This window comes from Modestobacter sp. VKM Ac-2986 (assembly GCF_026967795.1).
GTDB lineage: Bacteria > Actinomycetota > Actinomycetes > Mycobacteriales > Geodermatophilaceae > Modestobacter.
The window spans coordinates 742,635-764,749 of record NZ_JAPVBH010000001.1; the positions used below are offsets into that span (position 1 = coordinate 742,635).

General features: G+C 75.3%; 18 protein-coding genes. 15 read left to right on the forward strand and 3 right to left on the reverse strand.

Going from position 1 to position 22,115, the window contains the following annotated elements:
* Positions 1-16 precede the first annotated feature (16 nt).
* Both O2W14_RS03650 and menD read left to right on the forward strand, forming a co-directional pair.
* Positions 17-964, forward strand: a complete 948-nt coding sequence (locus O2W14_RS03650; protein WP_269174730.1) for an o-succinylbenzoate synthase — start codon at positions 17-19, stop codon at positions 962-964.
* Positions 961-2,730, forward strand: coding sequence for a 2-succinyl-5-enolpyruvyl-6-hydroxy-3-cyclohexene-1-carboxylic-acid synthase (gene menD / locus O2W14_RS03655; RefSeq protein WP_269174731.1), 1,770 nt, complete (start codon positions 961-963; stop codon positions 2,728-2,730). The genes O2W14_RS03650 and menD overlap by 4 nt, the downstream gene beginning before the upstream one ends.
* 19 nt (positions 2,731-2,749) lie before the next feature.
* On the opposite strand, the gene O2W14_RS03660 is transcribed toward menD, so the two are convergent.
* Entirely contained in the window at positions 2,750-5,452 is a 2,703-nt protein-coding gene (locus tag O2W14_RS03660; RefSeq protein ID WP_269174732.1) for a putative bifunctional diguanylate cyclase/phosphodiesterase, read from the reverse strand.
* A gap of 107 nt (positions 5,453-5,559) precedes the next feature.
* Positions 5,560-6,813: an isochorismate synthase gene (locus tag O2W14_RS03665; RefSeq protein ID WP_269174733.1), complete on the reverse strand. Its 1,254-nt coding sequence runs from the start codon at positions 6,811-6,813 to the stop codon at positions 5,560-5,562.
* Between the two features lie 38 nt (positions 6,814-6,851).
* Between O2W14_RS03665 and O2W14_RS03670 the strand changes: the two genes are divergently transcribed.
* Positions 6,852-7,568 (forward strand): demethylmenaquinone methyltransferase, encoded by a 717-nt coding sequence (locus O2W14_RS03670; RefSeq protein ID WP_269174734.1) that lies wholly within the window; start codon positions 6,852-6,854, stop codon positions 7,566-7,568.
* On the opposite strand, the gene O2W14_RS03675 is transcribed toward O2W14_RS03670, so the two are convergent.
* Positions 7,565-8,428: an aminoglycoside phosphotransferase family protein gene (locus tag O2W14_RS03675; protein WP_269174735.1), complete on the reverse strand. Its 864-nt coding sequence runs from the start codon at positions 8,426-8,428 to the stop codon at positions 7,565-7,567. The two genes, O2W14_RS03670 and O2W14_RS03675, sit on opposite strands and share 4 nt — an antisense overlap.
* 558 nt (positions 8,429-8,986) lie before the next feature.
* On the opposite strand from O2W14_RS03675, the gene O2W14_RS03680 reads away from it, so the two are divergent.
* From O2W14_RS03680 to nuoK, 12 genes are all read left to right on the forward strand, one after another.
* Positions 8,987-10,447: an HNH endonuclease signature motif containing protein gene (locus tag O2W14_RS03680; RefSeq protein WP_269174736.1), complete on the forward strand. Its 1,461-nt coding sequence runs from the start codon at positions 8,987-8,989 to the stop codon at positions 10,445-10,447.
* A gap of 723 nt (positions 10,448-11,170) precedes the next feature.
* Entirely contained in the window at positions 11,171-11,533 is a 363-nt protein-coding gene (locus O2W14_RS03685; protein ID WP_269174737.1) for an NADH-quinone oxidoreductase subunit A, read from the forward strand.
* Positions 11,534-11,540: 7 nt separating this feature from the next.
* Positions 11,541-12,215, forward strand: a complete 675-nt coding sequence (locus O2W14_RS03690) for a NuoB/complex I 20 kDa subunit family protein (protein WP_442928819.1) — start codon at positions 11,541-11,543, stop codon at positions 12,213-12,215.
* Entirely contained in the window at positions 12,212-12,895 is a 684-nt protein-coding gene (locus tag O2W14_RS03695) for an NADH-quinone oxidoreductase subunit C (protein WP_269174738.1), read from the forward strand. The genes O2W14_RS03690 and O2W14_RS03695 overlap by 4 nt, the downstream gene beginning before the upstream one ends.
* Positions 12,892-14,214 (forward strand): NADH-quinone oxidoreductase subunit D, encoded by a 1,323-nt coding sequence (locus O2W14_RS03700; protein ID WP_269174739.1) that lies wholly within the window; start codon positions 12,892-12,894, stop codon positions 14,212-14,214. Before O2W14_RS03695 ends, O2W14_RS03700 begins: the two co-directional genes overlap by 4 nt.
* Complete coding sequence (gene nuoE / locus O2W14_RS03705) at positions 14,211-15,212, forward strand: NADH-quinone oxidoreductase subunit NuoE (RefSeq protein ID WP_269174740.1); 1,002 nt, start codon at positions 14,211-14,213, stop codon at positions 15,210-15,212. The genes O2W14_RS03700 and nuoE overlap by 4 nt, the downstream gene beginning before the upstream one ends.
* Position 15,213: 1 nt before the next feature.
* A complete protein-coding gene (gene nuoF, locus O2W14_RS03710; protein WP_269174741.1) occupies positions 15,214-16,557 on the forward strand; it encodes an NADH-quinone oxidoreductase subunit NuoF in 1,344 nt (447 codons plus the stop codon).
* Entirely contained in the window at positions 16,554-18,950 is a 2,397-nt protein-coding gene (locus tag O2W14_RS03715) for an NADH-quinone oxidoreductase subunit G (protein WP_269174742.1), read from the forward strand. Before nuoF ends, O2W14_RS03715 begins: the two co-directional genes overlap by 4 nt.
* A complete protein-coding gene (nuoH, locus tag O2W14_RS03720; protein WP_269174743.1) occupies positions 18,947-20,356 on the forward strand; it encodes an NADH-quinone oxidoreductase subunit NuoH in 1,410 nt (469 codons plus the stop codon). Before O2W14_RS03715 ends, nuoH begins: the two co-directional genes overlap by 4 nt.
* Entirely contained in the window at positions 20,349-20,939 is a 591-nt protein-coding gene (nuoI, locus tag O2W14_RS03725; RefSeq protein WP_269174744.1) for an NADH-quinone oxidoreductase subunit NuoI, read from the forward strand. The genes nuoH and nuoI overlap by 8 nt, the downstream gene beginning before the upstream one ends.
* Entirely contained in the window at positions 20,936-21,811 is an 876-nt protein-coding gene (locus O2W14_RS03730; protein WP_269174745.1) for an NADH-quinone oxidoreductase subunit J, read from the forward strand. Before nuoI ends, O2W14_RS03730 begins: the two co-directional genes overlap by 4 nt.
* The gene (gene nuoK, locus O2W14_RS03735; protein ID WP_269174746.1) at positions 21,808-22,107 is read left to right on the forward strand and encodes an NADH-quinone oxidoreductase subunit NuoK; all 300 of its coding nucleotides are present in this window, start codon (positions 21,808-21,810) and stop codon (positions 22,105-22,107) included. Before O2W14_RS03730 ends, nuoK begins: the two co-directional genes overlap by 4 nt.
* Positions 22,108-22,115: the final 8 nt, after the last annotated feature.

Here is a 22,115-nt window from a genome sequence, read left to right on the forward strand (position 1 = left end):
CGCCTAGGCTGGGCCCGTGGTTCCCGATCCCGCGCCCGCGAGCGAGACCCACGTCTACCGGGTGCCGCTGCGCACCCGCTTCCGCGGCATCGACGTCCGCGACGGCGTGCTGCTGCGCGGGCCGGCCGGCTGGGGCGAGTTCTCCCCGTTCTGGGACTACGACGTCGCCGAGAGCCGCCGCTGGTGGGCCGCCGCGCACGAGGCCGCCGTCCTGGGCTGGCCCGCGCCGCTGCGCAGCAGCGTGCCGGTGAACGTCACCGTCCCCGCCGTCGGGCCCGAGCGGGCGCACGCGATCGTGACCGCGTCGGGCTGCCGCACCGCCAAGGTCAAGGTCGCCGAGCCCGGGCAGGCCCCGGCCGAGGACGAGGCCCGGGTCGAGGCGGTCCGCGACGCGCTGGGCCCCGACGGCGCCATCCGGGTCGACGCCAACACCGCCTGGGACGTCGACACGGCGGTCGCCCGGATCACCGCCCTGGACCGCGTCGGCCTGGAGTACGTCGAGCAGCCGTGCGCCACGGTCGAGGAGCTCGCGCGGTTGCGCCGCCGGGTCGACGTGCGGATCGCCGCCGACGAGGTGGTCCGCCGCGCCGCCGACCCACGCCGGGTCGACCTGCGCGAGGCCGCCGACGTCGTCGTCCTGAAGGTGCAGCCGCTGGGCGGGGTGCGCGCCGCGCTGGAGGTCGCGCAGGCGCACGGCCTGCCCTGCGTCGTCTCCTCGGCCCTGGAGAGCTCGGTGGGCATCGCCGCCGGCGTCGCGCTGGCCGCGGCGCTGCCCGAGCTGCCCTTCGCCTGCGGGCTGGCCACCGTCGCGCTCTTCACCGACGACGTCACCGCCGAGCCGCTGCTGCCGGTCGACGGGGCGCTGCCGGTGCGCGCGGTGACCCCCGACCGGCTCGCGGAGACCGCCGCGGACGCCGAGACGACCCAGCGCTGGCTCGCCCGGCTGGCGGCGGTGCAGGCGTGAACCCGGCCACCGCGTTCGCCCGGGTCCTGGTCGACGAGCTGGTCCGCGGCGGGGTCACCGACGCCGTGCTCTCCCCGGGGTCCCGGTCCGCGCCGGTCGCCGTCGCGCTGGCCGACGCCGAGGTCGCCGGCCGGCTGCGGCTGCACGTGCGGATCGACGAGCGGACGGCGGCCTTCCTGGCGCTCGGGCTGGCCAAGTCCAGCGGCCGGCCCGTGCCGGTGCTCACCACCTCCGGCACGGCGACCGCCCACCTGCACGCCGCGGTGCTCGAGGCGCACGAGAGCGGGGTGCCGCTGCTGGCGCTCACCGCCGACCGGCCGCCGGAGCTGCGGGCCACCGGCGCCAACCAGACGATCGACCAGGTCGGGCTCTACGGCGGCGCGGTGCGCTGGGCGCTGGACGTCGGGGCGCCCGAAGCCGGCCGGGAGGCCGCGCAGAACCGGTACTGGCGCTCGGTCGTGGCCAAGGCGCTGGTGGTGGCCCGCGGTGAGCTGTCCGGCGACCCGGGCCCGGTGCACCTGAACCTGGCGCTGCGCGAGCCGCTGATGCCCGACGACGCCGGCCCCGGCAACCGGCCGGCGGCCCTGGCCGGGGACCTCTCCGGACGGCCGGACGGCGAGCCGTGGACCGTGGTGGCGGGGCAGGGCGGCCACCGCAGCGCCCCGTTCCCCGGCGCGGACCCGGCGGCGTCGGGCCGCACGCTGGTGGTCGCCGGTGACGCACCGACCGCGGTCGGCCGGGCCGCCGCCGTCGTCGCCGACCAGCGGGGGTGGCCGGTGCTCGCCGAGCCCAGCAGCGGTGCCTGGGGTGCCGCGGGCGCGCTGCGCGGGCCGGCCCTGCTGCTGGGGTCACCCGGGTGGCTGGCCGCGCACCGGCCCGACCGCGTGGTCGTGGTGGGCCGCCCGACGCTGTCCCGGCCGGTGAACGCGCTGCTGGCCGACCCGGCGGTGACCGTGCAGACCTACACGCCCTCGCCGCGCTGGGCCGACCCGTCCCGCAGCACCGCCGTCGTCGGCAGCGCCCAGCTGGACCCGGGTCTGGCGCTGCGCGACGCCGGGCTGCGTCCGGGTGCCGGGTCGCCGGCCGGGGGGTGGGCCGCGGAGTGGTCGGCGGCGGCCGACCGGGTGGGCCGCGCGGTCGACGCGCAGCTCGACGACGTCCCCGGGCGGGGGCTGACCGCGGCGCGGCTGGCCCGCGACCTGGTGGCGACCCTGCCGGCCGGTGCGCTGCTGGTGCTCGGCTCCTCGACCCCGGTGCGCGACGTCGACCGGCTCGCCGTGCCGCGGCCGGGGCTGACCGTGCTGGCCAACCGCGGGGTGGCCGGCATCGACGGCACGATCTCCACCGCGGTGGGCGCGGCGCTGGCGCACCAGGGCGCCGGGGGCGGGCCGGCGTTCGCGCTGATGGGCGACCTGACGTTCCTGCACGACCTCACCGGCCTGCTCACCGGGTCGGGGGAGCAGCGGCCCGACCTCACCGTCGTCGTGCCGGACAACGACGGCGGCGGCATCTTCAACACCCTGGAACCCGGGCAGCCGCAGCACGCCGCCTCCTTCCGCCGGGTGTTCGCCACCCCGCACGGCCGGGACCTGGTGGCGGTGGCCCGCGCGCTGGGCTGGGCGGCGACCGCGGTCAGCGACCCGGCGCAGCTGGTGGCCGCGCTGGGCGCCGGCGGTCCGCGGGTGGTCGTCGTCCGCACCGACGCCGCCGCCGAGGCGGCGCTGGCCACCCGGCTGCGCGACGCCGCCGCCGAGGCCCTGGGCTAGCGGCTCCCGCCGTTCCCGGTCAGGCCAGGGACAGCGGCGTCTCGCCCGGCGTCCGGCCGTCCCGGGGACGGGGGAGCGCCGGGGTGGGCACGGCTCGTTGCAGCAGCAGCCGCTCGGCCTCGTCGGCCTCCAGCGCCGGCGCGAACAGCCAGCCCTGGGCGAGCTGGCACCGCTCGGCCCGCAGCCGGTCGCGCTGCGCCACGGTCTCCACGCCCTCGGCGACGATCTCCAGCCTCAGGGTCCGGCCCAGCTGCACGAGGCCGTGCACGATCGCGGCGTCCTCGGCCGAGCCGTCGAGCAGGTCGACGAAGGAACGGTCGATCTTGAGGACGTCGACGGGGAACTGGCGCAGGTAGCTGAGCGAGGAGTAGCCCGTGCCGAAGTCGTCCAGCGCCAGCCGCACGCCCAGACCGCGCAGCGCGCACAGCTGCTCGGCCACGGCGTCGGGGTCGGTGACCAGCGCCGTCTCGGTGACCTCCAGGACCAGCGAGGACGGCGAGATGCCGCTGGTGGTCAGCGCCTCGGCGACGTCGGCGAGCAGCGTGCCGTCGGCCAGCTGCCGGGCGGAGACGTTGACCGCCATCGACAGCGGGGTGGCCGAGGGGTGGGCCCGCTGCCAGCGTGCGGCGGTGCAGGTGGCCTCGGCGAGCACCCACCGGCCGATCGGCACGATGGTGCCGGCGTCCTCGGCGACCGGGACGAACCGGTCCGGCCCGATCGCCCCGAGCGTGGGGTGCTGCCAGCGCAGCAGCGCCTCGAACCCGACGACGCACTCGGTCTGCAGGTCGACCACGGGCTGGTAGACCAGCCGCAGCTGACCGGCCGACAGGGCGCCGGCGAGCTCCCGTTCGAGCTCGATCCGCTGCAGCGCGGCCGCCCGCATGCCCGGGTCGAAGACGACGGCCTGGGCGCGGCCGGCGGCCTTGGCGCGGTACATGGCGATGTCGGCGTCCCGGAACATCGACAGCGGGGTCGCGCCGGTGTCGGCGGTGACGATGCCGATGCTGGCGGCGACGTGCACCCGGTGCCCGCCGAGCTCGACCGGCTCGCCGATGACGTCCAGCAGCCGCTGGGACAGCGTCGTGGCGAACGGCACGCCGCCGCGGGTGTCGTCGAGCAGGACGGCGAACTCGTCCCCGCCCAGCCGGGCCACGGTGTCGGCGGACCGCACCGCGCCCAGCAGGCGTCGGGCGATCGTGCACAGCAGCTCGTCGCCGGCCAGGTGGCCCAGGCTGTCGTTGACGTCCTTGAAGCCGTCGAGGTCCAGGCACAGCACGATCGGCGGGCTGCCGGTGCGGGCGGCCCGGCGCAGTGCCTGCTCGGTGTGGTCGAGGAACAGCGCGCGGTTGGCCAGCCCGGTCAGGCCGTCGTAGAAGGCCTGGTGGGCGAGTTCGGCCTCGGCCAGCTTGCGGGCGGTGATGTCGTAGAGGTTGACCGCGACGCCCTCGACGTCGGGGTCGGTGCGCAGGTCGACGGCGCGGCCGCCCAGCCAGACGACGCCGCCGGTGGGGTGCCCACCGCGCAGCTCCAGCTCGACCGGCTCGCCGGGCGCGGCGGTGGCCCGGGCGAGGACGGCGTGCACGTCGGCGGGGTCGACGCCCACGCTGCCCAGCAGCGCGGGGAGCGACCGGCCGGCCTCGCCGGGCTGGCCGAGCAGCTCGGCCAGCGACGCGGAGTCCGTGGTCAGCACCCCGGCGGGGTCGACGACGACCACGGCGTCGGAGGAGTTCAGGGCCAGCGCCTCGTAGCGGCGGGCCAGCGACCGGACGTCGGCGCGGGAGCGGACGGCGTCGGCGAGCAGCCGCTGCGCCCGGACGACGACCAGCGCGGTGAGGAGGACGGTGGCCAGCAGGCCGGGCACCGGGTCCACGTCGACGCCGGTGAGCCACGCGTCGAACTCGATGATGCCGGGCACCAGCAGCGGCAGGAACGCGCAGGTGAGCCGCCAGTGGCCGATCACCGAGTCGGTGGACTGCTCGGCCGTGGCCGGGCGGGGGGCCCAGGCCGCGGCGGCCAGGGCCACCGCGCCGGCCAGCCAGCCGGCGCTCAGCCAGTCCTCGACCTGGTCCGCGGAGGCCAGCAGCAGCCAGCCGAGGTCCGAGGCCGTCCAGGCGGCGGCGCCCAGGGCCAGGAGGACGGCCTGGCGGTCCAGCCGGGCGCGCAGGACCACGGCGCGGACGACCAGCCCGAGGGCCAGCACGTCCAGCACCGGGTAGGCCGCGAGCACCACCTTGCTGAAGAGCGGGAGCGAGTCGTCGGCCAGGGTGGTGCCGATCGAGGCCTGCCACACCATCAGCAGGGCCGCGACCAGCACGGCAGCGGAGTCCAGCAGGGCGTGCAGCCGGTCCCGGGGGGTGGCGGACCGGCCCCCGGCCTGGCCGATGAGCGCGGCGCCGAGGGCGACGTAGCTCAGCAGGTAGGCGACGTCGGCCAGGGACACGTCCGGGGTGTTGCCGGTCACCCAGTCCTCGAGCTGCCACACCAGGTCCCCGACGGCGTTCAGGGTGAGGGCGACGGCGAGTCGGCGCACGCCTCCACCGGGGCCGCGTCGCCGCGTGGCGACCCAGGCCGCGGCAGCAGCCCCCGAGCTGACCAGCACGTAGCTCGTCTCGGTGAACAGCGACTCGGTCGCGAAGGAGGGGACCAGGACCAGGGCGGTCGCGGCCAGCAGCCAGCCGCCGACGATCGCCCGTCCGCGAGTGGTGACCGGCGTGGTGCCCATGACTGCGTTGTCCTCCCGGTCGACGGATGTCGTCCCGTGAGGTGTCGGCAGCTCGGGGGTGGGGCTCCAGCGTCCGGAGGCGTCCTCCCCCCGGACGAGGGGGAGGGTCAGTCCTCCAGCGCGGCCTGGAAGGCGGCGAGCTTGGCCTGGGTCTCGGCCAGCTCGGCGATCGGGTCGGAGCCGGCGACGATGCCGCAGCCGGCGAACAGCCGTGCCTGCCGCCCGCCGTCGGCGCCGGTGAGCTGGGCGCAGCGCAGGGCCAGCCCGAACTCGCCGTCACCGCGGGCGTCCAGCCAGCCGACCGGGCCGGCGTACCGGCCGCGGTCCATGCCCTCGAGCTCGCCGATGACCCGCGCGGCGGCCGGCGTCGGGCTGCCGCAGACGGCGGCGGTGGGGTGCACGGCGGCGACCAGCTCCAGCAGCCCGGTGGGGTCGTCGTCCCGCTGGCGGCCGCGCACGTCGCTGGCCAGGTGCCGCACGTTGGGCAGGGTGAGCACCGACGGGCGCTCGGGGACGAACAGCTCCTCGACGTGCGGGCGCAGCGCGTCGGCGAGGGAGTCCACGGCGTAGGCGTGCTCGGCGTGGTCCTTGGCCGAGTCCTCCAGGCTGGCGGCCAGCCGGTCGTCCTCGGCGCCCGCGCCGCGCGGGGCGGTGCCGGCCAGCACGCGCGAGTCGACGTCCCGGCCGGTGCGGCGCAGCAGCAGCTCGGGGGTGGCGCCGAGCAGCCCGTCGACGGCGAAGGTCCAGGTGTCGGGGAAGCGCTCGGCCAGCCGCAGCAGCAGCCGGCGGGGGTCCAGCGGACGGTCGGCGGAGACCAGCAGGTCGCGGGCCAGCACCACCTTGTCCAGCTCACCGGCCTCGATCCGGGCGACGGCGGCGGCGACCGCGCGGCACCAGGCGACCGGGTCCAGCGCCCCGTCGGCGTAGGCGAGACGGCCGATCGAGGTGGCCGCGTGCTGCTCGGAGGTCTCGACGACCGCGTCGGGGTCCTGGCCGGTGACCGTCACCCAGGTCACGCCGCCCCGGCGGCCCACGACGACCTCCGGGACGACGAACACCGACGTCCCGGCCGCCGGGTCGAAGGCGACCGAGCCGAAGACGACCGGTCCGGACCCCGGGACGCCGAGCGGGTCGGTGACCGCGGTGCGGGCGCAGCGGTCGGCCCACCACGCGGCGGCCTCGGCGAGCGCGTCGGGTCCGCTGACCTCCAGGCGGTCGGCCTCGCCCCAGCCGACCAGCCCCTCGCCGCGGCGCACCCAGGCCAGGGCGCCGTCGGCGGGCACCAGCGAGAGCAGCGGGGTGCGGCGGGTGCCCAGGGGGGTCGTGGTCACCGCAGCGGTGCTCGCGGCGGTCGTGGTCACCGCTCCAGGGTAGGAGGCCCGCGGGTAGCGTCGCCGACGTGGCGACCGGTGGACGGACAGAGGCGACGGGCGTGCGGGCCGGGCTGGACAAGCGCCCGGCGGAGGTGGCCGCGATGTTCGACCGCGTCGCCGGCCGCTACGACGTGACCAACACCGTGCTCTCCGGGGGCCTGGACGCCGGCTGGCGGCGCGCCACCCGGGAGGCGCTCGGCGCCCGGCCCGGGGCCACCGTGCTCGACGTCGCGGCCGGGACGGCGGTGTCCACCGTCGAGCTCGCCGCCGGGGGCGTGCACGCGATCGCCTGCGACTTCTCCCAGGGCATGCTCTGGGCCGGGGCGGCGCGGGACGTGCCCAAGGTCGCCGGGGACGCGATGGCGCTGCCGCTGGCCGACGAGAGCGTCGACGGCGTGGTCATCTCCTTCGGGCTGCGGAACGTGGCCGACCCGGTGGCCGCGCTGCGCGAGTTCTCCCGGGTGACCCGGCCCGGCGGCACGCTGGTGGTGTGCGAGTTCTCCAGCCCGGTCTGGAGGCCGTTCCGCACCGTCTACACCGAGTACCTGATGCGGGCGCTGCCGGCGATCGCGCGTGCGGTGAGCAGCAACCCCGAGGCCTACGTCTACCTGGCGGAGTCGATCCGGGCGTGGCCGGCGCAGGCCGAGCTGGCCTCGTGGCTGCAGCAGGCCGGGTGGTCCGGCGTCGAGTGGCGCGACCTCACCGGCGGCGTCGTCGCCCTGCACCGCGGCACCAAGCGCTAGGCCAGCAGCTCCCCGAGCACGCGCTCGGCGTCACCGACGTCGCCGTTCGACGTCCCGTCCAGGACGACCAGCGCCTTCCACAGCGCCCAGCCGCGGGCCCGGTCCCAGGTGTCGTCGTCCAGGTCGAGGCCCTCGCGGAACGCCGTCCGGCTCGGGCCGCCGAAGAGCGTCCAGGCGATGACGAGGTCGCAGGCGGGGTCGCCGACGCCGCACGTGCCGAAGTCGACGACGCCGGCGAGGCGGCCGTCGCGGACCAGCAGGTTGCCGACCGCGACGTCGCCGTGGAACCAGCGGGGTGGGCCTCGCCAGGACGTCGAGAGGGCGGTGTCCCAGACCCTCGCGGCGGCGCGGCGGTCGACGGTGTCGCCGAGGACGTCGAGCGCCTGCCGGGTCTCGTCGTCGTAGTGGGTCAGCGGTGCGCCGCGGAACCAGTTGTGCACGCCGGGGGCGGGCCCGCCGGCGGGGTCGATCGCCTGCAGGGCGCGCAGGAACGCGGCCAGGTCGGTGGCGAGGGCGGCGAGGTCGCGGACCGGTGAGCGGGCGGCGTCCTCGCCGTCGAGCCAGCGGTACACCGACCATGGCCACGGAAGGCCCGCGCCGGGTGTGCCGTGCGCCAGCGGGACCGGGACCGGCAGCGGGAGGTGGGGGGCGAGGACCGGGAGCCAGCGCTGCTCCTTCGCGACGGCCTCAGCGTACTCGGCGGCGCTCGGCAGCCGGACCAGCATGTCCGGGCCCAGGCGGAACGTGCGGTTGTCCCAGCCGCCCGGCTCCACGCGGGCAACGGGCAGGTCGTCCCACCGAGGGAACTGCGCGGCGATCAGCCGACGCACCAGGGCCTCGTCGAGCGCGGTCGGCTGCACGCCCCGGACCCTGCCTGCTGACGCTGGGTGGGGCCACCGACTTCCGCCCCGGCCGGGCGTCGTCGCTCTCGTGCGCCTGGCTCGAGGACACAGTGCGGACGGGGCGCGCGGGGTGGCTCGGACCCTGTCGGCCCGGCGTCGGTCGGCGTCCTCCTCGTGCGCTCGGCCCTTCCCGCTGTGGGGCGCTTCGCGCGGTGGGGTCAGGACGTTCCGGTCACAACGTCGCCTGGCCGTGGTCCCCACGTGTCCGTGGACTCGAGCCGCTGCCCGAGGGAGTTGCGTCGTGCTGCTCGAACCCTCGCGACGCGGTGTTGCCCGAGCGTTGGGCCCGCTGTGCGAGGGAGCCGCGCGACAGGGCTCCGACCTGCAGGATCTGTCGTACCCCTCGCCTAAGTTCGGGGTGTGTTCAGCGGATACGGGATGGGGCTCACGGTCGTCGACCGTGCCGAGTCCCTGCCTGCCCTGCCGCCGCCTCCGGCGGGGGTGACCCGCCGGCGGACGCGGTTGGCGGAGGTGCTGGCTCCCGAGTCGAGTTCGGACGCGGAGCTGGTGCGGGAGATGGCCGCGGTCGCTGACGCGCGGGCGCAGTTGGCCGCCTACGAGGCGGTGCTGGTCGCGGAGCTGGCGGCTCGTCGGCCGGCGCAGACCGACCTGACCGAGGACCAGCCCGGCCACGGGGTGGAGGGCTGGTCGCCTGCCCGCGTGCAGGCAGGTGTGTCGGAGTTCCTGGTCGATGAGCTGGCCCTGCTGCGGGGGATCTCGCTGGCCGCGGCGACGGGCCTCGCGGAGCGGTCACTGGCACTGGTGCAGGAGCTGCCGGAGACGTGGGCGGCGCTGGCGGACGGGCTGGTCGACGAGCCGCGGGCGAACGCGATCGTGCGGGCACTCGCCGGTCAGTCCCAGGCGGCCGGTGGGCCGGTGGAGCCGGCCGTGGTGGCCGAGGTCGAGGCGCAGGCGTTGGGCTGGGCTCGGGCGGGGGAGACGCCGGTGCGGTTGCGGGAGCGGACGGCGGCGGCGCTGATCGCCCTGGATGCTGCGGCGGCCGACCGTCGGCGGAAGAAGGCGGAACGGGCCGCCGACGTGCGGGTGCGGGCAGTGGGTGACGGCATGTCCGAGCTGATCGCCGACCTGCCGACGCCGGTGGCTGCGGCGTGCCGGGAGACCGTGGACACCTACGCGCGGATGGCGAAGGACGACGGCGACCAGCGGTCGATCGGTCAGCTGAGGGCACTCGTGCTCTCGGACCTGATCCTGCGTCCGTGGGACACCAGCCGGGCGCCGGTGACCGCGCACCTTCAGGTGATCGCACCGCTGCCGGCGACGGGCGCGCGCTCTGCGGGTGTGGAGGAGCAGCAGCCATCGCCGGCAGGCGCGGCGATCGACGAGGACGCTGCGTCGGTCGGCGGGGCACCGATCACCCACGAGCAGCTGCGTGAGCTGCTCGGACAGCTGGACTCGCTGTGCCCCGGCGGCCTGCAGGCGCCGGCCGGCGGCTCGATGGACGTCGCGCTGGTCGACCCGGTCACCGGAGCGCTGCAGGCCACGGTCACCCGGCCGGAGCTGCAACGGCTGGTCCGGCGCGGGTGCTCCGACCACCCGCCAGGGTCGTGCCGGTGTGCAGTGCTGGACCGGCCACCGCCGGTCCACCGCTACAGCCCCACCCCAGCGCAACGCCGGTTCGTCCACGCCCGGGACCGAACGTGCCGCCATCCCGGCTGCCGTCGTCCCGCCGCGCGCACCGACCTCGACCACGTGCACGCCCACGGCGACGGCGGCCCGACCGACTGCGCCAACCTCTGCTGCCTGTGCCGCCGACACCACCGGCTCAAGACCCATGCCCCCGGCTGGCGGTTCACCATGACCGGCGACGGGGTCCTGTCGGTCACCATGCCGAGCGGGGTCACCCGCACGACCCGGCCACCGGGCCTGCGGATGCTCACCGGACAGCGACGGCTGACCGGCCCGCAGCTGGTGACCAGCGGCGCCCCACCGGACGCCGACGACCCGCCGCCCTTCTGACCACCGCGCCGACCGGACGCCACGCACGCTGCTGCGCCCGGTCGGTGCGGCGTCGACTGCCGACCACGACGGACCGCGGCGGGGGAGGGGCTCGGCTGCCGGGTGCGCACCCGAGCACCCCGACGAGCGGCAGCCCGCGATCGAGTGTGCGGGACAGCGGTCCACGCCCTCAGCGAACGGCGCGACGGACCCCGCCGTGGGACCCGTGGCAGGAGCACCCTGCCGCCATGACGTTCCCGCCGCCGCCCGCGCCCCAGCCGCCCTCGCCGTCCCCGTCGCCCATGGACCCCGTCTCCCCGCCGTCACCGGCGCCGGTGCCGACACCGACCCCGACCGACCCCGTGGCACCACCGCCCGCCCCGGCACCGGAGCTCGGCTGACCGCCGGGCCTCCCGCACCGCCGTCCACCGACCCCTGGAGCCCTGCTGCTCGACCTCCCGTCCCGCCGCCGTGGCCGGGAGGACTCCGCAGACCCCCGAACGCGCTGCTCAGCGCTGCCTGACCAACCGTTTGTGAAATGTGTCACGAAAGGACTGGTGTGCCGGACTCCGGCGGCGATAAGCTCCGATCGCTCGACTTTGTGAAGTAGTTCACAAGCGCCGTCCCGGTCCGCCGGGTGCGGGAGAGAGGTCGTCCGGTGGTCTGCACAACGAGGTGCACACCCCGCGGCGGTCGTCCGGCGGCTGGTCCGCCGCCGACCCCCGTGGGCGGGGAGCACGCCTGATGCTCGCGAACTACGTCCCGCTCGTCGGCCTGTTCGTCCTGGCCGCCGCCTTCGCGCTGTTCTCGGTCACGGCCGCGCCGTTCATCGGCCCGCGCCGGTACAACCGCGCCAAGCTCGAGGCCTACGAGTGCGGCATCGAGCCGGTCGACCAGCCGCTCACCGGCGGCCGCTTCCCGGTCAAGTACTACCTGACCGCGATGTTGTTCATCGTCTTCGACATCGAGATCGTCTTCCTCTACCCCTGGGCCGTCGCCAACGACTCCCTGGGCGTCTTCGGCCTCGTCGAGATGGCCGTCTTCATCGGCACCGTCTTCATCGCCTACGCCTACGTGTGGCGCCGCGGCGGGCTCGAGTGGGAGTGAGCTGACCATGGGCCTGGAAGAGAAGCTGCCGTCCGGCGTCCTGCTGACCAGCGTGGAGAAGCTGGTCAACTGGACCCGCAAGTCCTCGCTGTGGCCGGCCACCTTCGGCCTGGCCTGCTGCGCCATCGAGATGATGGCCTCCGGCGCCGGGCGCTACGACCTGGCCCGCTTCGGCATGGAGGTCTTCCGCGCCTCGCCCCGCCAGGCCGACCTGATGATCGTGGCCGGCCGGGTCAGCCAGAAGATGGCCCCGGTCCTGCGCCAGATCTACGACCAGATGCCCGAACCCCGCTGGGTGCTCGCGATGGGCGTCTGCGCCAGCTCCGGCGGCATGTTCAACAACTACGCGATCGTCCAGGGCGTCGACCACGTCGTCCCGGTGGACATGTACCTGCCCGGCTGCCCGCCGCGGCCGGAGATGCTCACCGACGCCATCCTCAAGCTCCACTACAAGATCCAGCACGAGCCGCTCGGTGCCAAGCGCGCCGCCCAGCAGGCCGCCGCCCGCGCCGATGGCACCGCACCCGACCTGCACCTGGAGATGCCCTCCAGCGTCCGGTTCGACCCGGAGAAGCGCCGCGCCTACGAGGCGGCGGCCGCCGCCGGCCGCACCGGCCAGTTCGCCAGCGAGCAGCGCGGCGGCCACGCGCTCCTCCTGCCGGGGACGGGAGCACCCCGGTGACCGACGGGTTCCGCCGCGGCGCCTTCGGCGTCACCGGCAGCGGCGACACCTCCGGCTTCGGCGGCCTGGTCCGGGTCGAGCCCGGCGGCGCCGTCGCGCTGCACTCCACCGACCGCCCCTACGGCGGCTGGTTCGACGAGGTCACCGACGCGCTGATCGACGCCGTCGGCGAGGCCACCTGGGCGGCCGCCGTCCCGCGGGTGCTGGTCGACCGTGGCGAGATCACCTACTTCGTCGTCCGCGAGCACCTGCTCACCCTGGTGCAGGCCCTGCGGGACGACGAGGCGCTGCGCTTCGAGCTGTGCAGCAGCGTCTCCGCGGTCGACTACCTGGACTCCGGCGGCCCGGCCGCGAACGCCGGCCGACCGCGCTTCCACGTCGTCCACCACCTGACCTCGATGACCTACCGCCGCCGCATCCGGCTGGAGGTCGCGGTCACCGCCGAGGACCCGCACGTCCCCTCGGTCACCGGCGTCTACCCGACCGCGGACTGGCACGAGCGGGAGGTCTGGGACATGTTCGGCGTCGTCTTCGACGGCCACCCCGCACTCACCCGGATCCTCATGCCCGACGACTGGGACGGCCACCCCCAGCGCAAGGACTACCCCCTCGGCGGCGTCCCGGTCGAGTACGTGGGCGCCCAGATCCCGCCGCCCGACGAGCGCCGGAGCTACCGATGACGACGACGAGCGACCCGTACGCCGGTTCGCGCCAGACCACCGAGGGTCGCGTCTACACGGTCACCGGCGGCGACTGGGACCAGACCTTCGGCACCGACCTGCACGAGGAGGAGCGGCTCGTCGTCAACATGGGCCCGCAGCACCCCTCCACCCACGGCGTCCTGCGCCTGGTGCTCGACCTCGAGGGCGAGACGGTCACGAAGGCCCGAGTCGTCATCGGCTACCTGCACACGGGCATCGAGAAGACGACGGAGTACCGCACCTGGACGCAGGGGACGACGCTCGTCACGCGGATGGACTACCTCGCCCCGCTGTTCAACGAGACCGCCTACTGCCTGGCCGTGGAGAAGCTGCTGGGCATCGCGGTGCCGCAGCGCGCGCAGACCATCCGGGTGCTGGTCATGGAGCTCAACCGGATCGCCTCGCACCTGGTGGGCCTGGCCACCTTCGGCATGGAGATGGGCGCCCTCACCGGGATGACCAACGGCTTCCGCGAGCGCGAGCTGGTCCTCGACGTGCTCGAGGAGATCACCGGCCTGCGGATGAACCACGCCTACGTCCGCCCCGGCGGCCTGGCGCAGGACCTGCCCGCCGGCGTCGAGGTGCGCATCCGCGAGCTGCTCACCGTGATGCCCGAGCGGATCGCCGCGATGCACCGACTGCTCACCGGCCAGCCGATCTGGCAGCGCCGGCTCAAGGACGTCGGCTACCTCGACGTGACCGGCTGCCTCGCCCTCGGCGTCACCGGCCCGGTGCTGCGCTCGGCCGGCCTGCCCTGGGACCTGCGGAAGGTCGAGCCCTACTGCGGCTACGAGACCTACGACTTCGAGGTGCCCACCGCCGACACCGCCGACGCCTGGGGTCGGTACCTGGTGCGGGTCGCCGAGATCGGCGAGTCGCTGAAGATCATCGGGCAGGCCGTCGACCGGCTCGAGCCCGGCCCGGTGATGGTGGAGGACAAGAAGATCGCCTGGCCCGCGCAGCTGTCGCTGGGCGCCGACGGCATGGGCAACTCCCTCGACCACGTGCGGCACATCATGGGCCAGTCGATGGAGGCCCTGATCCACCACTTCAAGCTGGTGACCGAGGGCTTCCGGGTGCCCGCCGGGCAGGTCTACCAGGCCATCGAGTCCCCCCGCGGCGAGCTCGGCTACCACGTGGTCAGCGACGGCGGCACCCGCCCGTTCCGGGTGCACGTCCGCGACCCCAGCTTCGTGAACCTGCAGGCCACGGCGGCGATGAGCGAGGGCGGCATGATCGCCGACGTCATCGCCGCGATCGCCTCGATCGACCCGGTCATGGGGGGTGTGGACCGATGACGGCGCTGGGGTCGTCCCGCGAGGCCGAGGCCACCACCGGGCTGGACGCGGGCCCGACCGCGCACGTCGCAGATCTGCCGCCGCTGACCGCGCAGACCGAGGCCGAGGCCCGCGAGCTCATGGCGCGCTACCCGCAGCCACGCTCGGCGCTGCTGCCGATGCTGCACCTGGTCCAGTCCGTGCAGGGGTACGTCTCGCCCGAGGGCGTCGGCTTCTGTGCCCGGCTGCTCGGGCTCACCAAGGCCGAGATCGGCGCGGTCGCGACGTTCTACACGATGTTCAAGCGGCACCCGACCGGTGAGCACCTGGTCAGCGTCTGCACGAACACGCTGTGCGCCGTCCTGGGCGGGAAGCGCATCTACGACGCGCTGTCGGCCGACCTCGGCGTCGGCCACGACCAGACCACCGCCGACGGCACGATCACCCTCGAGCACGCCGAGTGCCTGGCCGCCTGCGACCACGCCCCCGTCGTCACCGTCGACTACGAGTTCTACGACCAGCAGGACGTCGAGTCCGCCCGCGCCCTGGTCACCGCCCTGCGCATGGGGGAGAAGCCACCGCCCACCCGCGGCGCGCCGCTGACCGACTTCCGCGGCGTCTCCCGCCAGCTCGCCGGCCTGTCCCAGCACGCCGACGCCGCAGCGGCCCAGGCCGCGGTGGACGGACCGTCGGCCGGCGTCCCGACGCTGGTCGGCGTCCGGCTCGCCGCCGAGCGCGGCGAGACCGCACCCCCCTACGACACCCCCGAGCCCGAGCCCGCCCCGGCACCCGACGTGCCCACGGCCGGGACGACGGGGGAGACGCCCGCCGAGCAGGCCGCCGACACCGCGGTCGCGGCGGCCGGCAACCCGGCCGAGCGGGCCGGCGCCGAGCAGCACCACCCGGACACCCCCGAGCCCGCCGGCCGGCAGCCCGCCGAGCGCGGCGCCGAGGGCACCGACCGGCCCGCCACCCAGGGCCAGGCCGGGTCCGGCACGTCCGTCGAGCGAGAGGTCTGAGATGCCCCTGACCCCGGTCCTCACCCAGCGATTCGCCGCGGAACGCTCGTGGACGCTGGAGACCTACGAACGCCTCGACGGCTACGCCGCGCTCCGGCAGGCGCTGGCCATGACGCCCGACGAGCTGGTCGCCCTGGTCAAGGACTCCGGCCTGCGCGGCCGCGGCGGCGCCGGCTTCCCGACCGGCATGAAGTGGAGCTTCATCCCGCAGCCCAAGCCGGGGGAGACCCCGACCGGCCCGGCGGCCGCGCCCAAGTACCTGGTGGTCAACGCCGACGAGGGCGAGCCGGGCACCTGCAAGGACGTCCCGCTGATGATGGCCGACCCGCACTCGCTCATCGAGGGCGTGGCCATCGCCGCCTACGCCATCCGCTCGCACTTCGCCGTCATCTACGTCCGCGGCGAGGCCGTGCACGCCCACCGCCGGCTGGTCGCCGCGGTGCAGGAGGCGTACGCCGCCGGCTACCTCGGCACCGACGTCCTCGGCTCGGGCTGGGACGTGGAGCTGGTCGTGCACGCCGGCGCCGGCGCCTACATCTGCGGGGAGGAGACCGCGCTCCTGGAGTCGCTGGAGGGCTACCGCGGCCAGCCCCGGCTCAAGCCGCCGTTCCCCGCCGTCGCCGGCCTCTACGGCTCTCCGACGGTGATCAACAACGTGGAGACGCTGGCCACCGTGCCCTACGTCGTCCGCGGCGGGGCGGAGTGGTTCAAGCGGTTCGGCCCGGAGAAGAGCCCCGGCCCGAAGATCTACTCGCTGTCGGGCCGGGTGGTGCACCCCGGGCAGTACGAAGCCCCGATGGGGACGACGATGCGCGAGCTGCTGGCGATGGCCGGCGGCGTGCGGCCCGGGCACCGGCTGAAGTTCTGGACCCCGGGCGGCAGCTCCACCCCGTACTTCACCCCCGAGCACCTCGACGTCCCGCTGGACTTCGACTCCGTGGGCAAGGCCGGGTCGATGCTCGGCACCACCGCGCTGATGGTCTTCGACGAGACCGACTCGATCGTCGAGGCCACCCTGCGGTTCACCGAGTTCTACGCCCACGAGAGCTGCGGCAAGTGCACCCCGTGCCGGGAGGGCACGTCCTGGCTGGTCCAGGTGCTGGAACGGCTGGTGCACGGGCAGGGGAAGGCCACCGACCTGGACCTGCTGACCGACATCGCCGACAACATCCTCGGCCGGTCGTTCTGCGCCCTCGGCGACGGCGCCACCAGCTGCATCGCCAGCTCCATGAAGTACTTCCGCGACGACTACGTGGCCCTGCTGCCCCCGGACGAGCAGGTCCGGCTCGGCCGCTCGCTGCGCCTGGAGCCCGTGGCGGCCGTGCCCGTCGGAGCCATGGCATGACCACCACCGTCCCCACCCCGGCCCCGGCCACGCCGCCCGCGGTCCCCGGCCCGCACACCCCCGCGGACGCCGTCCACCTCACCATCGACGGCTTCCCGGTGGCGGTCCCGAAGGGCACGCTGGTCATCCGGGCCGCCGAGCAGATCGGCGTGCAGATCCCGCGGTTCTGCGACCACCCGCTGCTGGAGCCGGTCGGCGCCTGCCGGCAGTGCCTGGTCGAGGTGGGCGGGCAGCGCAAGCCGATCGCCTCCTGCACCACCCCGGTCGCCCCGGACATGGAGGTGCACACCCAGCTGTCCAGCCCGGTCGCGGACAAGGCCCAGCAGGGCACGATGGAGCTGCTGCTGGCCAACCACCCGCTGGACTGCCCGGTCTGCGACAAGGGCGGGGAGTGCCCGCTGCAGAACCAGGCGATGAGCAACGGGCGCACCGAGACCCGGTTCGTCGAGGTCAAGCGCACCTACCCCAAGCCGCTGCCGATCAGCCCGCTGGTGCTGCTGGACCGCGAGCGCTGCGTGCTCTGCGCCCGGTGCACCCGGTTCAGCCAGCAGGTGGCCGGCGACCCGTTCATCGAGCTGTTCGAGCGCGGGGCGCTGGAGCAGGTCGCGGTGTACGACGACGAGCCCTTCGAGTCCTACTTCTCCGGCAACACCACCCAGATCTGCCCGGTCGGTGCGCTCACCAGCTCCACCTACCGGTTCCGCTCCCGCCCGTTCGACCTGCGCAGCGAGCCCAGCGTCTGCGAGCACTGCGCCAGCGGCTGCGCCCAGCGCACCGACTACCGGCGCGGTGAGGTCACCCGCCGCCTCGCCGGCGAGGACGCCGCGGTCAACGAGGAGTGGACCTGCGACAAGGGCCGCTACGCCTTCCGCTACGCCGCCAGTGCCGAGCGGCTGACCACGCCGCTGGTCCGGCGGGACGGTGAGCTGGTCCCCGCCTCCTGGCCCGAGGCCTGGGCCGCGGCCGCCGCGGGGCTGGCGGCGGCGCGGGCGGCCGGCGGGGTGGGCGTCCTCCCGGGCGGCCGGCTCACCGTCGAGGACGCCTACGCCTACGCCAAGTTCGCCCGGGTCGCGCTCGGCACCGACGACGTCGATGCCCGCGCCCGCGCCCACTCCGCCGAGGAGCTCGCCTTCCTCGCCAGCGCCGTCGCCGGCACGGCCCCCGGCGCGGGCGCGGTCACCTACGACGACCTGAGCGCCGCGCCGGCCGTGCTGCTGGTGGCGTTCGAGCCGGAGGAGGAGTCGCCGATCGTCTTCCTCCGGCTGCGCCGCGCGGTCCGGCAGGGCGGGCAGCAGGTGCTGGACGTCGCCCCGTTCGGCACCCGCGCCGCGGCCAAGCTGCAGGCGACCGTGCTCACCACGGTCCCCGGCGACGAGCCCCGCACCCTGGCCGGCCTGCACGCCAGCGAGGAGCTGCGCCGCCCGGGCGCCGTCGTCCTGGTGGGGGAGCGGCTGGCCGAGGTGCCCGGCGGGTTCACCGCGGTCGCCGCCCTCGCCCGGGCCACCGGGGCCCGCGTGGCGTGGGTGCCGCGGCGGGCCGGGGAGCGCGGCGCGGTCGAGGCCGGCGCGCTGCCCGGGCTGCTGCCCGGCGGTCGGGCGCTCGCCACCCTGCTCGACCGGACCGAGATGGAGCGGGTCTGGGGCGTGCAGCTGCCGACCTCGCCCGGCCGCGACCTGACCGGCATCCTCACCGCCGCCCGGGACGGCGTGCTGGGCGGGCTGCTCGTCGGCGGCGTCGACCCCGCCGACTGCCCCGACCCGGCGCTGGCTGCCCAGGCCCTGGCCGCCGCGCCCTTCGTGGTCAGCCTCGAGCTGTTCCCGAGCGCGGTCACCGCGCACGCCGACGTCGTCCTCCCGGTCGCCGCGGCACCGGAGAAGGCCGGGGCCTACCTGGACTGGGAGGGCCGGGTGCGGCCCTTCGACGCCACCCTGCACGGCACCGGCCAGCTCACCGACGCCCGCGTGCTGCACGGGGTCGCCGAGCACCTGGGCGTCGACCTGGGGCTGGCCACCGTCGCCGACGCGCGGCGGGAGCTGGTCGCCCTGGGCGGCGCCGCGCAGGCACCACCGCCCGGGCCGGACGTCGCCCCGGCGCCCGTGCCCCGGCTCGCCCCGGGCCAGGCGGTGCTCGCCTCCTGGCGGCAGCTGCTCGACGGCGGCACCCTGCTGCGCGACGAGCCGGCGCTGGCCGGCACCGCCCGCCGGCCGGTCGCCCGGCTGGGGGCGGCGACCGCCGCCCGGCTCGGGCTGACCGAGGGCGACCCGCTCACCGTGGCCGGGTCGGTCACGCTGCCGCTGGAGCTGGCCGACCTGCCGGACGACGTGGTCTGGCTGCCGATGGGGTCGGGCCTGCGGCCGGGCGCCGTCGTGACCCTGAGCGGCGGTGCGGCATGAGCACCCTGGCCAGCCCCGACCAGCCCACGCTGGCCGACTTCGGGCAGGACGTCTGGTGGATCGTGCTGATCAAGATCGTCGGCATCTTCGGCGTGCTGGTCGCGATGACGCTGTTCGCGATCGTCTTCGAGCGCAAGGTCGTCGCCCGCATGCAGCAGCGGACCGGCCCCAACCGGGTCGGCCCGCGCGGCTACCTGCAGAGCCTCGCCGACGGCCTGAAGCTGGCGTTCAAGGAGGACATCATGCCGGCGCTGGCCGACCGGCCGGTGTACTTCCTGGCCCCGGTCATCGCCACCATCCCGGCGTTCCTGGCGTTCTCGGTGATCCCGCTGGGCCCGACGGTGAGCATCTTCGGCGAGCGCACCCCGCTGCAGCTCACCGACGCCCCCATCGGGGTGCTCATCGTGCTGGCCTGCTCGGCGATGGGCGTCTACGGCATCGTGCTGGCCGGCTGGGCGTCGGGCTCCACCTACCCGCTGCTCGGCGGGCTGCGGAGTGCGGCGCAGATGGTCAGCTACGAGATCGCCATGGGGCTGTCGATCGTGGCGGTGTTCCTCTACGCCGGGTCGATGTCCACCTCGGAGATCGTCGCCGCCCAGGCCAACGGGACGTCGCTGTTCGGCGGCACCGGCAACGGCCCGGGCTGGTTCGCCGTCCTGCTGCCGGTGTCCTTCGTCATCTACGTGATCGCCGTGGTGGGGGAGACCAACCGGGCGCCCTTCGACCTGCCCGAGGCCGAGAGCGAGCTGGTCGGCGGCTTCCACACCGAGTACTCGTCGCTGAAGTTCGCGCTCTTCTTCCTGGCCGAGTACGTCAACATGGTCACCGTCTCCGCGCTGGCCGCGACCCTCTTCCTGGGCGGCTGGCGCGCACCGTGGCCCATCTCGTGGTGGGACGGCGCGAACACCGGCTGGTGGCCGCTGCTGTGGTTCTTCGGCAAGGTCGTCGCCGCCCTGTTCGTCTTCATCTGGCTGCGCGGCACCCTGCCCCGGCTGCGCTACGACCAGTTCATGCGCTTCGGCTGGAAGGTGCTGGTGCCCACGGCGCTGGTCTGGATCCTCGTCGTCGCCACGATGCGCACCGTCTCCCGCGAGGCCGGCCTGGACGGCGGCGTCGTCGCGGTCGTCGTCGGGGTGCCGATCGCCCTGCTGGTCATCGCCGGGCTGCTCGTCGCCTCGCGCCGCCGCAACCGCGACACCCGGCTCGGTGCCCGGGCCGCCGCGGCCGGTGCGCTGCGGCCGCCCGCCACCGAGGTGCTGCCGCCCCGCGGCCGCCCCACCGCCCAGGGCGGGTTCCCGGTGCCCCCGCTGGACCTGGTCGTGCCGCCCTCACCGCGGCTGCGCACCCGTGAACCCGTCGGCGCCGGCGCGCCGGCCCCCGTCCGCGAGGAGGACGTCGATGTCTGAGCAGCTGCCCGCACCGCGGGCCGGGGCGGAGGTGGCCCGGCCGGCCGAGACCGGGGCGCCGGCGAAGCGCACCTCGCGGCTGCCCGGGCCCGCGCAGGGCTTCGGGGTCACCTTCGCCGCGATGTTCGCGAAGGTCACCACCGAGGAGTACCCGGAGGTGCCCAAGCAGACCAAGCCGCGTTACCACGGCCGGCACGTGCTCAACCGGCACCCCGACGGCCTGGAGAAGTGCGTGGGCTGCGAGCTGTGCGCCTGGGCGTGCCCGGCCGACGCGATCTACGTGCAGGGCGGGGACAACACCGACGAGGCCCGGTTCTCACCCGGGGAGCGGTACGGCGCGGTCTACCAGATCAACTACCTGCGCTGCATCTTCTGCGGGCTGTGCATCGAGGCCTGCCCGACCCGGTCGCTGACCATGACCAACGACTTCGAGCTGGCCGACGACGACCGGCAGAAGCTGATCTACACCAAGGAGCAACTGCTGGCCCCGCTGCTGCCGGGCATGGAGCAGCCGCCGCACCCGATGCGGCTGGGCGACGACGAGCGCGACTACTACGTCCGGGACGCCGGGACGCCGGCATGAGCGTGCTGGCCGCCGCCGCGGACACCGCCGGGCAGCTGGGCACCGGCGAGGCCGTCGTCTTCTGGGTGCTCGGGCCGGTCGCGCTGGCCGGGGCGCTGGGCACGGTGCTCTCGCGCAACGCCGTCCACTCCGCGCTGTGGCTGGTCACCACGATGCTCGTGCTCGGGGTCTTCTACGTCGTGCAGGGGGCGCCGTTCCTGGGCGCGGTGCAGATCATCGTCTACACCGGCGCGGTCATGATCCTGTTCCTCTTCGTGCTGATGCTGGTCGGCCGGGACACCTCGGACTCGGTCGTGGAGACCCTGCGCGGCCAGCGGGTCGCGGCGATCGTGCTCGGCATCGGGTTCGCCGGGCTGGTGGGCGCCGGGGTCGCCCGGGCCACGCAGGACGTCGTCCCGCAGGGGTTGGGCGAGCGCGCGGCGGGCGGCAACGTCGAGGGCATCGCCGCGCTGCTGTTCACCCGCCACCTGCTGGCCTTCGAGGTCACCAGCGCGCTGCTGATCACCGCCGCGGTCGGTGCGATGGTGCTGGCCCACGTCGAGCGCGAGCCCGGCAGCCGGCCGTCGCAGAAGGAGCTGTCGCGGGCCCGGTTCCTCACCGGCGACCACCCGCAGACCCTGCCCGGACCCGGCGTCTACGCCCGGGCCAACTCCATCGCCGCCCCTGGCCGGCTGCCCGACGGCAGCCCGTCACCGGCCAGCGCCAGCACCGGCGTGGAACCGCAGGTCGTCGACGAGCTGCCCCGCACCGGCAGCACCGGCGCCGAGCGGGAGGGGCTGGCCCACGCCGGCGGCACCGACGCCGCACTCGGCACCCTCGGCGGGCGCACCACCGGGCCCACGCCGGGCAGCGGGAACGGAGCCCCCAAGTGACGATCGCGAACTACCTGGTGCTGGCCGCCGTGCTGTTCACCGTCGGCGCCGTCGGGGTGCTGGTGCGGCGCAACGCCATCGTCGTGTTCATGTGCGTGGAGCTGATGCTCAACTCGGTGAACCTCACCCTGGTCACCTTCGCCCGCTCCACCGGCAGCCTCGACGGCCAGGTGATCGCCTTCTTCGTGATGGTGGTCGCGGCGGCCGAGGTCGTGGTGGGCCTGGCGATCATCATGAGCGTCTACCGCACCCGCCGCTCGGCCTCGGTCGACGACGTCAACCTGCTGAAGTACTGAGGCAGCGC

Coding starts and splice junctions, on each gene's coding strand:
- nuoI (WP_269174744.1), top strand. CDS start 20,349: ATGTCTGAGCAGCTGCCCGCACCGCGGGCCGGGGCGGAGGTGGCCCGG.
- O2W14_RS03730 (WP_269174745.1), top strand. CDS start 20,936: ATGAGCGTGCTGGCCGCCGCCGCGGACACCGCCGGGCAGCTGGGCACC.
- O2W14_RS03715 (WP_269174742.1), top strand. CDS start 16,554: ATGACCACCACCGTCCCCACCCCGGCCCCGGCCACGCCGCCCGCGGTC.
- nuoE (WP_269174740.1), top strand. CDS start 14,211: ATGACGGCGCTGGGGTCGTCCCGCGAGGCCGAGGCCACCACCGGGCTG.
- nuoF (WP_269174741.1), top strand. CDS start 15,214: ATGCCCCTGACCCCGGTCCTCACCCAGCGATTCGCCGCGGAACGCTCG.
- nuoH (WP_269174743.1), top strand. CDS start 18,947: ATGAGCACCCTGGCCAGCCCCGACCAGCCCACGCTGGCCGACTTCGGG.
- O2W14_RS03690 (WP_442928819.1), top strand. CDS start 11,541: ATGGGCCTGGAAGAGAAGCTGCCGTCCGGCGTCCTGCTGACCAGCGTG.
- O2W14_RS03685 (WP_269174737.1), top strand. CDS start 11,171: ATGCTCGCGAACTACGTCCCGCTCGTCGGCCTGTTCGTCCTGGCCGCC.
- O2W14_RS03680 (WP_269174736.1), top strand. CDS start 8,987: ATGGCCGCGGTCGCTGACGCGCGGGCGCAGTTGGCCGCCTACGAGGCG.
- O2W14_RS03660 (WP_269174732.1), bottom strand. CDS start 5,452: ATGGGCACCACGCCGGTCACCACTCGCGGACGGGCGATCGTCGGCGGC.
- O2W14_RS03700 (WP_269174739.1), top strand. CDS start 12,892: ATGACGACGACGAGCGACCCGTACGCCGGTTCGCGCCAGACCACCGAG.